General features: G+C 71.1%; 13 protein-coding genes. 5 read left to right on the top strand and 8 right to left on the bottom strand.

Going from position 1 to position 14,033, the window contains the following annotated elements; translation table 11 throughout:
- Positions 1-240: 240 nt before the first annotated feature.
- Both ACQEUU_RS07545 and ACQEUU_RS07540 read left to right on the top strand, forming a co-directional pair.
- The gene (locus ACQEUU_RS07545; RefSeq protein WP_433062096.1) at positions 241-1,050 is read left to right on the top strand and encodes an AAA family ATPase; all 810 of its coding nucleotides are present in this window, start codon (positions 241-243) and stop codon (positions 1,048-1,050) included.
- Between the two features lie 8 nt (positions 1,051-1,058).
- Positions 1,059-1,391: a hypothetical protein gene (locus tag ACQEUU_RS07540; protein WP_433062094.1), complete on the top strand. Its 333-nt coding sequence runs from the start codon at positions 1,059-1,061 to the stop codon at positions 1,389-1,391.
- Between the two features lie 36 nt (positions 1,392-1,427).
- Here ACQEUU_RS07540 and glmM read toward each other — a convergent pair whose 3' ends face one another.
- The 3 genes from glmM to rplM all read right to left on the bottom strand — a co-directional run bounded on the left by glmM (position 1,428) and on the right by rplM (position 3,875).
- Entirely contained in the window at positions 1,428-2,780 is a 1,353-nt protein-coding gene (gene glmM / locus ACQEUU_RS07535) for a phosphoglucosamine mutase (protein ID WP_433062091.1), read from the bottom strand.
- Position 2,781: 1 nt separating this feature from the next.
- The gene (rpsI, locus tag ACQEUU_RS07530; RefSeq protein ID WP_270153250.1) at positions 2,782-3,303 is read right to left on the bottom strand and encodes a 30S ribosomal protein S9; all 522 of its coding nucleotides are present in this window, start codon (positions 3,301-3,303) and stop codon (positions 2,782-2,784) included.
- 128 nt (positions 3,304-3,431) lie between these two features.
- Entirely contained in the window at positions 3,432-3,875 is a 444-nt protein-coding gene (gene rplM, locus ACQEUU_RS07525; protein ID WP_433062087.1) for a 50S ribosomal protein L13, read from the bottom strand.
- Between the two features lie 322 nt (positions 3,876-4,197).
- Between rplM and ACQEUU_RS07520 the strand changes: the two genes are divergently transcribed.
- The 3 genes from ACQEUU_RS07520 (at position 4,198) to ACQEUU_RS07510 (ending at position 10,187) form a co-directional block, all read left to right on the top strand.
- Positions 4,198-4,953, top strand: coding sequence for a CAP domain-containing protein (locus ACQEUU_RS07520; protein WP_433062085.1), 756 nt, complete (start codon positions 4,198-4,200; stop codon positions 4,951-4,953).
- 24 nt (positions 4,954-4,977) lie between these two features.
- Positions 4,978-6,339: a hypothetical protein gene (locus tag ACQEUU_RS07515; protein ID WP_433062082.1), complete on the top strand. Its 1,362-nt coding sequence runs from the start codon at positions 4,978-4,980 to the stop codon at positions 6,337-6,339.
- Between the two features lie 455 nt (positions 6,340-6,794).
- Positions 6,795-10,187, top strand: a complete 3,393-nt coding sequence (locus ACQEUU_RS07510) for a hypothetical protein (protein ID WP_433062079.1) — start codon at positions 6,795-6,797, stop codon at positions 10,185-10,187.
- Positions 10,188-10,205: 18 nt separating this feature from the next.
- On the opposite strand, the gene truA is transcribed toward ACQEUU_RS07510, so the two are convergent.
- From truA to rpsK, 5 genes are all read right to left on the bottom strand, one after another.
- On the bottom strand, positions 10,206-11,063 hold the full coding sequence (gene truA / locus ACQEUU_RS07505; protein WP_433071766.1) for a tRNA pseudouridine(38-40) synthase TruA: 858 nt from the start codon (positions 11,061-11,063) through the stop codon (positions 10,206-10,208).
- Positions 11,064-11,154: 91 nt separating this feature from the next.
- The gene (rplQ, locus tag ACQEUU_RS07500) at positions 11,155-11,703 is read right to left on the bottom strand and encodes a 50S ribosomal protein L17 (protein ID WP_433062077.1); all 549 of its coding nucleotides are present in this window, start codon (positions 11,701-11,703) and stop codon (positions 11,155-11,157) included.
- 141 nt (positions 11,704-11,844) lie between these two features.
- Positions 11,845-12,861, bottom strand: a complete 1,017-nt coding sequence (locus ACQEUU_RS07495) for a DNA-directed RNA polymerase subunit alpha (RefSeq protein WP_433062074.1) — start codon at positions 12,859-12,861, stop codon at positions 11,845-11,847.
- A gap of 105 nt (positions 12,862-12,966) precedes the next feature.
- Positions 12,967-13,593, bottom strand: coding sequence for a 30S ribosomal protein S4 (gene rpsD, locus ACQEUU_RS07490; protein ID WP_433062071.1), 627 nt, complete (start codon positions 13,591-13,593; stop codon positions 12,967-12,969).
- A 19-nt stretch (positions 13,594-13,612) separates the two neighbouring features.
- Positions 13,613-14,017, bottom strand: a complete 405-nt coding sequence (rpsK, locus tag ACQEUU_RS07485) for a 30S ribosomal protein S11 (protein ID WP_020542285.1) — start codon at positions 14,015-14,017, stop codon at positions 13,613-13,615.
- Between the last annotated feature and the right edge of the window lie 16 nt (positions 14,018-14,033).

Raw genomic sequence — 14,033 nt, 5'->3', positions numbered from 1 at the left:
ACAGCAGCGGAAAATCCCCGAACCAGAGATCATCAGCGAGTCGCTCCGCGCTTTCTCCGGCAAGCTCCGCAACACACGTGACCCGTCAGGGCGCGCCCTCCATACGCTTCTGCACGCCGAGAGATCGTCCGGTGGCAGTGGAAGCATCGAGGCCACCTGGTACAACGGGCGGCGCGGACACGACCCGAAAGCCGCCTTCCGCTCGTCCCGCCTGCTGACGGCTCAACTACCCCTGATCCGGTGCCCCATCTGATGCGCCAGTACGTCCCCAGCAGGGACATCCGCCTGCGAAGGACCGCAGAGAACATCTCCGCGGTTGTCGAGCACCTCAAGCAAGTGGACCCGACGGCTTATGAACGCCTTCTGCGGCACGCTCAGGCTCTCGTCGACCACGACATCTCCGGCATCGAACTGATCCGCTCCGAACTCGACGACCTGATGCTCGCGCTCCGAGAGGATGGCGCCACGACCCCTGCCCGCGAGATGAGCGACGGCCTCCTGCGCTTCATAGCCATCGCCACGGCGCTTCTCCGTCAAGGCATGGACCTGGATCTCAGCCGGCGTGACCCCGCTGACGGCGGCGTGACACCCCTGTTCGTCATCGAGGAACTGGAGAACGGCCTGCATCCTTCCCAGGCCTCACAGCTCCTGAGACTGGTGAAAAGCGCGACCCAGGAGCACACCGCCCATGTCATGTTCACCACGCACAGCCCAGCGCTGCTGTCGGCCCTTTCGCAAGAAGATCACCAGAGTGTCGTGGTGACCACCCGCGACCGGACGACAGGGCTCTCCCAGCTCACCGAACTGCCGGATCTCCCCGGTTACCCGAGCTTGATGGCCCAGGGCGATCTGGGTGCTGTCATCACGTCAGGGCTGCTGGAACAGGGCCCGCCCGAGAACGACCACACCGAGTTCGACCGTCTGATGGGCCTAGGGTCGAATTCGTCGACACCTGAGTCCTCTGTAATCTCCTCGACATCCCGGGCAAGAACCAGGACCGCGAGACGGTCGCCGGGCAGCTCGCGGACAAGCGCGCCCGCTGCAGGCTGATCCTCCCCGTGACAGCGGTGATCGAGACCGGTAATCACATCGCCCAGCTGGCCGACGGCCGGCTGCGTCGCCAGGATGCCGACAAGCTCTCCCAGCTCCTGCAGCAGGTCATCGAGGGCAAGGCGCCGTGGGTGCTTCACTCCGTGGAGTGGGGGCCGGAGTTCCTGCGTGCGCTCATCGACGGGGCAGGAACCGGAGTCCCGCTGACCGATCACGTCATGAGCAAGCTCGGGTTGGGAGATCTGTGCATCCTCGCCGAACGTGAGCTCTACCAGAGACGGGTGAGCGGGGTCGAGGCAGGCATCTGGACTCTCGACGACCAGCTCAGGTCTCACGCCTGACCTCCGGGCACGGCGATCCCGTACCCGGAGGTGCGTTCAGGCGCAGACGGTGCGGACCACGTCCGCGAGGCGTTCGGCGACCTTGGTGGCCTGCTCCTCGGAGGAGGCCTCCACCATGACGCGGATCATCGGCTCGGTCCCGCTGGGCCGGATCAGCACGCGGCCCGTCTCGCCCAGCTCCGACTCCGCCTCGGTCACCGCGGCCTTGAGCTCCGGCGCGGCGGCCTTGCCCCGGTCGACGCCCTTGACGTTGATCAGGATCTGCGGCAGCGCCGTCATCACCGAGGCCAGCTCGCGCAGCGACCGGCCGGACCGGGCCACCACCGCCAGCAGGTGGAGCGAGGTGAGCAGGCCGTCACCCGTGGTGGCGTGGTCGAGCATGATCACATGCCCTGACTGCTCGCCGCCCAGGTTGTAGCCTTCCGCCTTCATCCGCTCCAGCACGTACCTGTCGCCCACCGCGGTCTCGATCACGGTGAGACCCGCTTCGCGCATGGCCAGCTTGAACCCCAGGTTGGACATCACGGTGGCGACCACGGTGTCCTTGGCCAGCGAGCCCTGCTCGTGCATGTCCACGGCGAGGACGGCCATGATCTGGTCGCCGTCGACGATCGCCCCGGTGTGGTCGACGGCCAGACAGCGGTCGGCGTCGCCGTCGTACGCGATGCCGAGATCGGCGCCGCGCGAGACGACGATCTGCCGCAGCCTGTCGAGGTGGGTGGAGCCATAGCCGTCGTTGATGTTGAGGCCGTCGGGCCGGGCGCCGATGGCCTCGACCTGCGCGCCGGCGCGCAGCAGCGCCTCGGGGGCCACCATGTGGGCGGCTCCGTGGGCGCAGTCGACCACGACATGGAGCCCGTCGAGCCTGCCCTTGACGGTGTCGAGCACGTGGGTGATGTAGCGGTCGGCCTCGCCGTACGCGTCACGCACCCGCCCGACGGACGAGCCGACGGGGAAGCTCCACTCCTCGCCGAGCCGCCGCTCGATCTCGTCCTCGACCGCGTCGGACAGCTTGAAGCCGCCCCTGGCCAGGAACTTGATCCCGTTGTCGGGCGCCGGGTTGTGGGAGGCCGACAACATGACGCCGAGGTCGGCGCCGAGCGCGGCCGTGAGGTGGGCGACGGCCGGGGTGGGCAGCACGCCGAGGCGCAGCACATCCACTCCGGACGACGCGAGGCCGGCGACCACGGCGGCCTCGAGGAACTCCCCCGAGGCACGCGGGTCCCGGCCTACGACCGCCACCGGCCGCCTGAGGCTGGAGCCGGTGGCGAACACGCCTGCATCGCCGAGGACGTGAGCCGCCGCGACCGAGAGGTCCATGGCGAGCTCGGCCGTGAGGTCGCGTCCTGCGACCCCACGCACCCCGTCGGTGCCGAACAGCCGCGCCAACTTAGCGCTTGCTGTACTGCGGAGCCTTGCGGGCCTTCTTGAGGCCGTACTTCTTCCGCTCCGTGGCGCGGGCGTCACGGGTGAGGAAGCCGGCCTTCTTCAGCGGCGGGCGGTTGACCTCGACGTCCAGGATCGCCAGCGCGCGGGACAGGCCCATGCGCAGCGCACCGGCCTGGCCGGTCACGCCGCCGCCGTCGATGCGCGCGATGACGTCGAACGCCTCCTCGGCGCCGAGCACCACGAAGGGCTCGTTGACGATCTGCTGGTGAACCTTGTTCGGGAAGTAGGCGTCGAGCGAACGACCGTTGATCGTCCACTTGCCGGTGCCGGGGACGATGCGCACGCGGGCGATCGCCTCCTTCCGGCGGCCGGTGCCGTACGAGTTGCCCGTGGTCACGGGCTTGCGCACGGGGGCGTCAGCGCTGGCGGCGGATTCGGTGGTGTACTCGGACGGGAACTCCTCGCTGGAGAAGTCCTCCTGCTCGGCCTCGACGACCGTCTCGACACCGGTGGGCTCAGCCACGGTTCTCCTCTGAAATCTTTCGCTTGCCCCGCCAGGGACAAGGCGTGGGGTCTCCCCACGACATCAAACTAGGTCCACTCCCCCCGTTCGTTCGGGGGGCATGCGGGGGGCACCCCCCGCAGGGGGGTCTACTGGGCGATCTGGGTGATCTCGAACGGCACGGGCCGCTGGGCCTGGTGCGGGTGCTCGGAACCCGCGTAGACCTTCAGCTTCTTGATCATCTTCCGGCCGAGGGAGTTCTTCGGCAGCATGCCCTTGACGGCCTTCTCGACGGCCTTGTCGGGCCGCTTCTCCATGAGCTCGCCGTAGGTGACGGAACGCAGACCGCCGGGGTAACCCGAGTGGCGGTACGCCTTCTTCTGCTCGAGCTTGTTGCCACTGAGCGCGATCTTGTCAGCGTTGATGACGATGACGAAGTCACCGGTGTCGACGTGGTTGGCGAAGATCGGCTTGTGCTTGCCGCGGAGCAGGGTCGCGACGTGGCTGGCCAGCCTGCCCAGGACGACATCGGTCGCGTCGATGACGTACCACTGACGCTGGACGTCGGCGGGCTTCGGTGAGTACGTGCGCACGGTCGTAGCCTTCTTTATGCTCGCGTCTTCGGCGCGCCGCCGGGAAACGGCGGCGCTTGGGGTCGGTCGGTGCGGGCACACGACGGCCCGGACCTTCCGTCTCCCGGCCCGATGGCCATGATGATGGGAGATGACGCCGGACGCGCCGCGCATCGGTCACGCGGACCTATGCACACAACGAACGAGAGGTTACCTGCCCTCGGGAGGGCAGTCAAAAGACCGGTAACCAGTGGTGATTCTACCTGACCACAGAACGAATCTATTTCGGTTCCCTGCAATCCCTTCTTTACCAGGACCCGACATCCCTATCGTTGGTGGCGGTATGTGGCAGAGTTCTCACACCCGGCACACCCAGCGGACCGTCCGGCGCCGGACCAACCTGGGTGCCGTGGGCCTGCTCGCGGCGGCCCTGTTCACGGGTGTCCTGCTCGGCCGCATGTCCGGCGACTCGATACCCGACGACCACATCTTCCTGAACGAGACCACGCCGCCCACCACCGCCCAGGCCACCCCGCGCGCCACGCCGCCGAAGGCGCAGCCCCAGGCCGAGCGGGTCCCCAGGCAGGCGACCACCACGATGCCGCGCGCCCAGGCCGAGGCCGACGTCCGGCCCACGAAGAGCCCCACCGGCGAGATCCCCGGCTTCACCGACGACGACCCGGTCCGGGTGCTGGGCGACGACCAGTCGATCAGGAGCATGCCCGGCATGGCCGCCGACGTCGTCCGCCTCACCAACGCCGCCAGGGCCAGGAAGGGCTGCCGCCCGCTCACGTCCGATCCCAGGCTCACCAGGGCGGCCCGTACGCACTCCATGGAGATGGCCCGGTCCGGGCAGTTCACCCACGAGTCGCCCGACGGCTCCTCGCCCTGGGACCGGATGGAACGGGCCGGGTACCGCAACGGCACCGCCGAGAACATCGGCCGCGGCTACGCCTCCGCCGAGGAGGCGGTCCAGGGCTGGCTCGCCAGTCCCGACCACCGCCGCAACATGCTCAACTGCGACTTCAACGCCATCGGCGTCGGCGTGGTGTGGGGCCCCGGCGGGCCTTGGTGGACGCAGGACTTCGGACGTTCGTGACCACCTTCACGGTAATGTCTCCGCATGGGTTTTCCCGAGGAACCGCAAACCGGCACAGACGGCACCCCGCGTCGTTCTCGTAGAGACCGCCAGCCACCGGCCGACTCCGGCTTCTTCACGCCCGTCCAGCAGGGCGCCGACGGACAGCCGCCCACCGGCGGATTCCCCCCGGCCGGTGACGCCTTCACACCCCGCCAGCAGGGCCCGTCCGGCCCCTTCGCCGCGGGCGACCGGGGAGGCCCCGCAGGCCCGCCCGGCCCGCGAGGCCCTTCCGACCCGCTCGCCGGCCCGCCCACCGGCCCGCTGGGCGCGCCGGTCCCCCTCGCCACCGGCCCGCAGGGGCCCCCGATCCCCTCGGGTCCGAGGAACCCGTCCGACCCGTTCGCCACCGGCCAGTCCGACGCGTTCACGCCGAGCAACCGGAAGCCGCCGCCCGGCGCGCCGCAGCCCACGGAGGCGTTCACCACCGCGAACGCGCAGCAGCCGCCGGCCGGTCCCCCCGGAGACGCCCCGCTGCCCGGCGGCGACGAGCCCAAGGACGCCGGTCGCGGCAGGCGCGGCAGGTCCAAGGCAGCCAAGGCCACCAAGGCGGACAAGGCCGACCAGGTGGACAGCCCCGACAAGCCGGAGCAGACGGAGAAGGCCAGCCCCCGGACCTGGAGCCCGTACGACGAGGGCCCCCGTTCCCGCGGCCCGCTGTGGGCCTCGCTCGCCGGCGTCGGCGTGCTCGCGCTGCTCGGCGGCGGCCTGGCGGTGATGTTCAACGCGGACGACCCGGCCGCCGTGTCCAGCTCGGCCCAGCGCACCTCCGCCCCGCTCCCGTCGGCCCCGCCCGGCGAGTTCGGTTACGCGGGCAGCCGCAGCACGGACCCCGACCCGCTCACGCTGAAGGAGCTCTTCGGGTCCAAGAAGATCACCGCCTCGGGTCGCTCGTACGAGATGACCGTCACCAGCAAGGACAAGAAGTGCGGCGACGGCGTGCTCGGCGAGAAGATCACGAAGGCCCTCAAGTCGGCCAAGTGCACCCAGATGATGCGGGCCAGCTTCCGTGACAAGAAGGGGGAGATCATCGGCACGGTCGGCGTGGCCAACCTCAGCACGACCAAGAACGCCGCCAGGGTGGCCAAGTCCGGCGACAAGTCCAACTACGTCAAGCCCCTCGCGGGCAAGGACGAGGTGACCAAGTTCCTCGGCTCCGGCAGCGGCGGCGCCAAGGTGTGGACCCACGGCCACTACGCGGTCCTGGTCTGGTTCCAGAACAAGGACGGCTCCGAGCCCGACAAGAACGCGTCCAAGCGTCTCTTCCAGGCGGCCGACGACATCACCAAGGCGACGGTCTTCAAGGCCCTCGACGTACGGACGCTGACGGGCGCCCGCGCGGCCTGAACCTTCACTTCGTACGCGAAATCCCGCAAAAGTGACGATTCCTAAGGCCCGGAACACTCATACCGAGAGAACGATCTAGGGACTCTCGCTACGCTCGCCTTATGCGTGGGCAGGGACCCGGGTCAGGGCACGAGCGCAGGGAAGCGGGCGGCGCACCCCCGACGCCCCCGCCGAGCTTCGGTCGTCAGCAACCCAGCGAGCAGGGGAGTCCACCGGCATACCCGGACGACCCCTCGGCGCGAGCCTGGCTCACGGTCGAGGGCGAGCCATCGCGCGAGGACGCCTGGCAGCCCGCGGGCGCCGCTCCCGCCGAGTCCTGGCTCTCCGTCGACGACTCCGACGCCGCCCCGCCGTCCCGTCCCGCCGCCCCCTCAGGCGTACGGGACACCACCCCGGCCGCGCCCGTACGAGACAACCCCCCTTCGGGCGTACCCCACGCACGAGACAGCGAGGGCATGCGAGACACCGGCCCCCTTCCGCCACGGGACAGCGGCTCTTCAGACGTACGCACCGCCGCCGAGCAGGCCCCTCCGCCCTTCCCCGGCGCCCAGCCCTGGGAGGTGCAGGCCGCGGAGGGTGCGACGTACGACTGGTTCGCGGACGACGAGGAGTCGCCCACGAGCGTCTCCGTCGTCCCGCCCGTCATCTCCCAGCCGCCGAAGAGCTCCTGGGGAAAGCCCGCCGACCTCGGCGGCACGCGCTGGGGGCCTCCCCAGGCGTTCACCGCCGCGGCCGCCGGCATGCAGGTATGGCCGACGCCGGTCACCGACTCCCCCGCCATGCCCCCGTGGCCGGCCGCCACCGGCGAGCTCGAACCCGACGACGACACCCCCGCGCCCCAGCCCGGCCCGCACCAGCCCCGTCCGTACGAGCGCGGCCCCCAGACCGGCGAGCACCACGCCCACCCGTACGAACGCGATCCCCGGCAGGAGACGCCGCCCGGGAGTGGCGGCCAGAGCGACGAGCGCGAGACCCGGCCGTACCAACGCATCCACCAGAACGACCGGCCCCACGAGCACGGCCCCCAGCCCGACCAGCACGACACCCGTCCCTACGGACGCATCCCCCAGACCGGCGATCACCGCGTCGCCGGCGAGGGTGACGTCGCCGCGTCCGTGCGCCCGCCGTGGGGACCTGGTCCGACTCCGCCCGGCGAGCCCCCGGCCGCGGAAGGCTGGACAGCCGGGCCGATCAGCTGGGGCGAATCCGCCGGTCGCCGTCCCGACCCCGCGTCGGCCTCCGACTCCGCCGACAGCTGGGGAGCCGAACCGGTGCCGTCAGGGCCGTCGCGTTACTTCGACCCGGACGCGATGGCGGCGCGGCCCGTACCTCTCAGTGCGCCCACCCCCGCCGACCACGACGCGGCTCCGCCCTCCGGAGACGAGGGCCCCCCGCCGTACGGGCTGGACGCGGAGGAGCTCTACCCGGTGGAGGACCCCAGGCCGCCCTACGGCGTGGAGCCGACCCGCCCCTCCTACGACCAGGAACCGGACGCCGATCGGCAGCAGGGCGCCGAAGGGCCGACCCGGCCGGGCCGCGTGCCGCCGTTCGCGCGGAAGGCGGGGCCGGGGATGCCGGTGCCGTCGCCCGGACGGAAGGGGCCGCCGGCGCCGCTGTTCGACCCGAAGCTCTCCCCCGCCGCCCAGCAGGGCGCCGTGCCCCCGCCCGCCCCCGACAAGCCTGCCCCCGAGGCAGCGGGCGATCCCATCCAGGGCGGCCCCACCCCCCGACAGTCCTCAAGCGGCGCCCATGCGCTCGCCGCGCCCACCGCCCCCGCCCAAGGCGACCCTTCGGCTCATCATGCCGGCGCTGCCGCCGAGCGGTCCCCGGTCAGCGCTCCGCCCACCTCCGGGGACAGCCCTCACGTCGGACGGTCCGCGCCGGACGGCGCTCATCGTGCCGAGGCTCCCCTCCAGGGCGGCCCCTCCGCCGAGCGGTCCCCGGGCGGCGGTCGTCCTCCCGGTGCGTCCCATGCCACGGATGACTCCGAGACCTCGCACGAACCCCGGAGGAGGCATACGGGTCGCCGGACCGAACCGAACGACATTCCCGTCTGGCCGCCCCCCGCCCCGGAGTCCCGCGACCAGCTCGACCTCCCGTTCGCGTCCGAGGTCTGGGGGCGCCGGTCCGCCTCGTCAGGGTCCGGCGGGAACGCCCAGGGGTCCGGGGAAGACGCCGAGCCCGGTCAGCGGGAGGCCGTCTCTCTCCAGGGCGAGCGCCCGGCCGGTGACAGCCCTCAGCTCACGACTGAAGGCGACGCTCAGCCCGAGGCTGGGGGTGGCGCCGCCGCCTCCCTGACACCCGTCGAAGACGGCCCCGCCGGGATCGGAACCGACCCGCGTCCTGCTGCCGCAGGCGGCCAGGAGACTCCAGCCGATCCAGGACCGCAGACCTTGGGCAGCGTGATCCAAGGGGTTCCCGTTCCGCCTCCGGGCGGCTTCGGCGCCCACCTGCCCCAAGCCGGAGGCACGCCGCAAGCCGGAAGTGTCGCCCAAGCCGGAAGTGTCGCCCAAGCCGGAAGCACACCCCAAGACGGAGGCACGCCGCAAGGCGGAGGTGTGACCCAAGCCGGAGGCACGCCCCAAGCCGGAGGCACGCCCCAAGCCGGAGGTGTGACCCAAGGCGGGGGTACGCCCCGCGGCGGGCCGCAGACCCCGCTGGGCTCCGTGGCGACCTCCCCGGCCGCTGGAGACATGCCGCCCGCGCCGGGCCCCGCTCGACCGGCCGGGGGCGCGCCCCACTCCGGGCGGCAGACCCCCGCCGGCCCGCCCCCGAGTGCGCCAGGCGTGCCGAGCGGCGGACCGGGTACGCCGCGCGCCGCCAGCCCCGCTCAGGGCGCCACCGGTGCGACGGGCTCGACTCAGGGCGGCCTCGTTCCGCCGCAGGGATCTCCACCCGGCACGCCCGTCCCCCGCCGGTCGCCCGCCGAGGGCGGACCCACCGGCCTGCCGCCCGCACGACCCGGCCGATCACCGGCCCTCGGCGAACTCGCCGGACGGCCACCCCGGCAGGGTGAACTGACCCCCCTGAGCCAGGGCGGTCCCGGGCAGAGCGGTCCAGGGCAGGGCGGTCCCTTCGGGCAGTCGCTCGCGTCCATCCAGGTCCAGGAGCCGCCGAAGAGCAAGCGGGCGCTGTTCGCCACGCTCGGCGTGCTGGTGCTCGCCGGGGTCGCCACGGGCGGGTTCTTCGCCGTCCGGTCCGTCAACTCGTCGGCGCCCACGGGCGTGGCCGCCCCCACCGCCGCCCCCACCGCCGCCCCCACGACGGCTCCCACCGCCGCGCCCTCCGTCACCACCCCCGCGCAGCCGTCCGGCACGTCCATGCTCAACTCGGAGATCACCGATCCGAAGGCGCTGTCGCTCAAGGAGGCGTTCCCGGACAAGAAGGTGGACGCGGCCGGCACCACGTTCACCCGGGTCAGGTCGGAGCTGGACGACGACTGCGCGGACGCCGCGTCGGGGCCGTTCGCGGAGGCGCTGAAGGCGCAGAAGTGCAACCGCGTGCTGCGCGCCACGTACGTCGACCGCAAGCGCCGCTACGCGGTGACCACCGGCATCGCGGTCCTGCCGAGCAGGGACGCCGCCCTGGAGGTCGACCAGGCCAAGAACCTCGACCGCAACCTGTGGTTCCGCGGCCTGGCGGGCCCCGGCGGGTCCGGCGGCGACCGGGTGAACATCGCCGGCGGCTACGCGGCCGGGCTGGTGTGGGGCCGCTACATCGTCTTCAGCTACGCCACCCACGCCGACGGCCACACGCCGAACGGCAAGGAGAAGACCCTGGTCAAGGTGAGCAGCGAGTTCCGCGACGAGACGGCCAAGGTCCTGGAACGCCGCGTCGCCGACAACTGAGTCTCCGGCCCGGCGGATTCAGCCTTCGAGGGTCAGGGTGCGCACCCGCCGCGTGGTGGTGGCGCGGGCCGCGAGTTCCTCGTCCGGCGGGTAGCAGACCTCTTCCAGGCACAGGCCGTGCGCGGGCGCCACGTGCACCCCGGTGTCGCGTACGCCCGCGGCGAGCACCTGTCCCGGCCACTCGACCGGCCTCCGGCCGTCGCCCGCTGCCAGGAGGGAGCCGACGAGGGCCCGTACCATCGAGTGGCAGAACGCGTCGGCCACCACGGTCGCGACCAGCACCCCGTCGGGGTCGCGCGCCCAGTCGAGCCGCTGCAGCTCCCGGATGGTGGTGGCGCCCTCGCGTTTCTTGCAGAACGCGGCGAAGTCGTGCTCGCCGAGCAGCCGGGAGGCGGCGGTGTTCAGCGCGTCGAGGTCGAGCGGGCGGTTGTGCCACAGGACCTCGTGCCGCCGCAGCGGATCGCCACCGCCGGGGGCGTCGCTCACCCGGTACGCGTACCGCCGGGACAAGGCAGAAAAACGCGCGTCGAAGCCCTCAGGGGCCATGGAGACCCGAAAAACACGGACATCCGCGGGAAGGACGCCTCCGAGCCTCCTCACGAGCGCGGCGAGCCGCTCGTCCGTCCCCAGCGGCTCCGGCCGGTTGCCGTCGAGCTGCGCCAGGGCCTCGTCCGGCACGTCCAGGTGCGCCACCTGCCCGCGCGCGTGCACTCCGGCGTCGGTGCGCCCCGCGACGGTCAGCGCCGGGTCCTCCAGCCGGAGGATCCGGCCGAGCGCCAGCTCGATCTCCCCCTGCACGGTACGCAACGCGGGCTGACGGGCCCAGCCGGAGAATCCGCTCCCGTCGTACCCGAGATCCAGCCGCAGCCGTACCACGATCACCTCCAGGCGAAGAAACACACGGTCACGAGGACGACAAAGGGCCCGAACCCCGATCAAGAGGTCCGGGCCCGTCGGGCCTCGTGTCTCAGGCCTCGTCCTTCTTCGCCTCCGGCGCCTCGGCGGCGTCGTCGCTCTTGGCCTCGGCCGGAGCCTCGGCGCTCTCCTCGGTCTCGGCCTTCGCCTCGGTGTCGGCGTCGGTCTTCGCCTCGGCCTGCTCCTCCTGCGCCGGAGCGGCGGGGGCGGCGGCCGGAGCGGAGGTGCGGGTCACCGTGTTCAGCGGCTCGGTCACCAGCTCGATGACGGCCATCGGGGCGTTGTCGCCCTTCCGCGCCCCGATCTTGGTGATCCGGGTGTAGCCGCCGGGACGCTCGGCGAACGTCGTCGCGATCTCGGTGAAGAGGTGGTGGACGACGCCCTTGTCCTTGACGACCGTGAGCACCTGGCGACGGTTGTGGATGTCGCCCTTCTTCGCCTTGGTGATCAGGCGCTCCGCCAGCGGGCGGAGGCGCTTGGCCTTGGTGACCGTCGTGCGGATCTTGCCGTGGCGGAACAGATCGGTGGCCAGGTTGGCCAGGATCAGCCGCTCGTGGGCCGGGCTGCCGCCAAGACGTGCGCCCTTGGTGGGCTTGGGCATTGCTCTCTCCTTGTGAGTTAACCGCCCCGGCCGTGCCAGGTACCGGGGTCGGGCGGGAGGCCGTCGCGGCCCCCCGCGATACGAAGGCCGCGCGGGTGCGGCCTTGCCCGGCGGGCCCCCGCGATCAGGGGCCCGCGCGGGTCAGTACTGCTCGGTCTCGACGTACGCGCTGTCGTCGTCGTCGTAGCCGCCGCCGGCCACCGCGCTCGGGTCGAACCCGGGCGGGGAGTCCTTGAGCGCCAGCGACATCTCGTGCAGCTTCTGCTTGACCTCTTCGATCGACTTCGCGCCGAAGTTGCGGATGTCGAGCAGGTCCTGCTCGCTCCGCGCGACCAGCTCGCCCACGGTGTGGATGCCCTCGCGCTTGAGGCAGTTGTACGAGCGGACGGTGAGGTTGAGCTCCTCGATCGGCAGCGCCAGGTCGGCGGCCAGGGCCGCGTCGGTCGGCGACGGGCCGATGTCGATGCCCTCGGCCTCGACGTTGAGCTCACGGGCCAGGCCGAAGAGCTCGACGAGGGTCTTTCCGGCGGAGGCCACCGCGTCGCGGGGCTTCATGGCCGGCTTGGTCTCGACGTCGAGGATCAGGCGGTCGAAGTCGGTGCGCTGCTCGACTCGGGTCGCCTCGACCTTGTAGGTGACCTTGAGGACCGGCGAGTAGATGGAGTCGATCGGGATGCGGCCGATCTCCTGGCCGGGCTGCTTGTTCTGGGCGGCGGAGACGTAGCCGCGGCCACGCTCGACCGTCAGCTCCATCTCCAGCTTCGCCTTGCTGTTGAGCGTGGCGATGCGCAGCTCGGGGTTGTGCACCTCGACACCGGCCGGCGGCGCGATGTCGGCGGCGGTGACCTCGCCCGGACCCTGCTTGCGCAGGTACATCACGACCGGCTCGTCGTGCTCGGAGGACACGACGAGTTCCTTGAGGTTGAGGATGATGTCGGTGACGTCTTCCTTGACCCCGGGAACGGTCGAGAACTCGTGCAGCACGCCCTCCACCCGGATGCTCGTCACGGCCGCGCCCGGGATGGACGACAGCAGCGTGCGGCGGAGCGAGTTGCCGATGGTGTAGCCGAAGCCCGGCTCCAGCGGCTCGATGATGAACCGGGAACGCGTCTCGTCGATGGACTCTTCGAGAAGAGTCGGGCGCTGAGCGATCAGCATGTGCGGGTCTCCCCTTTTTCGTGTGGCGCCCGCTATATGACGCCACTCCGATGAAACAGCCTAGTTCTCGTACGGGAACCGTACGAGAACCAGGAAGGCGAGTGACTACTTCGAGTAGTACTCGACGATCAGCTGCTCCTGCACCTGGGTGTCGATCTGCTGCCGGACGGGCAGCTGGTGCACCAGGATGCGGAGCTTGTCCGGCACGACGCCCAGCCAGGCCGGGACGGTGCGCTCGCCGGCGGTGGCGCGGGCCACCTCGTACGGCATCAGGCTGCGCTTGGTCTCGCGCACCTCGATGATGTCGTGCTCGCGCACACGGTAGGACGGGATGTCCACCTTCTTGCCGTTGACCATGATGTGGCCGTGGCGGACCTGCTGGCGGGCGGCGTCACGCGACTGCGCGAAACCGGCGCGGTAGACGACGTTGTCGAGGCGGCTCTCCAGGATCTGGAGGAGAACCTCACCCGACTTGCCGCTCTTGCCCGCGGCTTCCTCGTAGTAGTTGCGGAACTGCTTCTCGAGGACGCCGTAGATGCGGCGGGTCTTCTGCTTCTCGCGAAGCTGAAGCTGGTACTCGGACTCCTTGGGGCGTCCGCGGCCGTGCTCACCCGGCGGGTAAGGACGGATCTCGATGGGGCACTTGGCGGAATCGCACTTGCTGCCCTTGAGGAAGAGCTTGGTCTTCTCCCGGCGGCACAGCTTGCAGTCCGCGCCCGTGTAACGAGCCATTTCTCTCTATCTCCTGGAATCAGACGCGGCGGCGCTTGGGCGGCCGGCAGCCGTTGTGCGGAACGGGGGTGACGTCCTGGATCGAGCCCACCTCCAGGCCGGTGGCCTGGAGCGAGCGGATCGCGGTCTCCCGGCCGGAGCCGGGGCCCTTCACGAAGACGTCGACCTTGCGCATGCCGTGCTCCATGGCGCGGCGGGCGGCGTTCTCGGCGGCCATCTGAGCGGCGAACGGGGTGGACTTACGGGAGCCCTTGAAGCCCACGTGGCCCGCGCTGGCCCAGGAGATCACGTTCCCGTTGGGGTCGGTGATCGAGACGATCGTGTTGTTGAACGTGCTCTTGATGTGGGCGTGCCCGTGAGCGACGTTCTTCTTCTCCTTGCGGCGCACCTTCTTAGGCGCGCCCTGACGGCTCTTAGGAGGCATTGCTTGCCTTCAACTC

The organism is Nonomuraea sp. CA-218870 (assembly GCF_050936535.1).
Lineage (GTDB): Bacteria > Actinomycetota > Actinomycetes > Streptosporangiales > Streptosporangiaceae > Nonomuraea > Nonomuraea corallina.
Note: the sequence above shows the minus strand (reverse complement) of the source record. Positions and strands in the feature narration are given on the sequence as shown.

Excerpts from the sequence above, each read along its gene's own strand:
- ACQEUU_RS07520 (WP_433062085.1), top strand. The coding sequence starts at position 4,198 with ATGTGGCAGAGTTCTCACACCCGGCACACCCAGCGGACCGTCCGGCGC.
- ACQEUU_RS07515 (WP_433062082.1), top strand. The coding sequence starts at position 4,978 with ATGGGTTTTCCCGAGGAACCGCAAACCGGCACAGACGGCACCCCGCGT.
- ACQEUU_RS07510 (WP_433062079.1), top strand. The coding sequence starts at position 6,795 with ATGCGAGACACCGGCCCCCTTCCGCCACGGGACAGCGGCTCTTCAGAC.
- rplQ (WP_433062077.1), bottom strand. The coding sequence starts at position 11,703 with ATGCCCAAGCCCACCAAGGGCGCACGTCTTGGCGGCAGCCCGGCCCAC.
- ACQEUU_RS07495 (WP_433062074.1), bottom strand. The coding sequence starts at position 12,861 with ATGCTGATCGCTCAGCGCCCGACTCTTCTCGAAGAGTCCATCGACGAG.
- rpsD (WP_433062071.1), bottom strand. The coding sequence starts at position 13,593 with ATGGCTCGTTACACGGGCGCGGACTGCAAGCTGTGCCGCCGGGAGAAG.
- rpsK (WP_020542285.1), bottom strand. The coding sequence starts at position 14,017 with ATGCCTCCTAAGAGCCGTCAGGGCGCGCCTAAGAAGGTGCGCCGCAAG.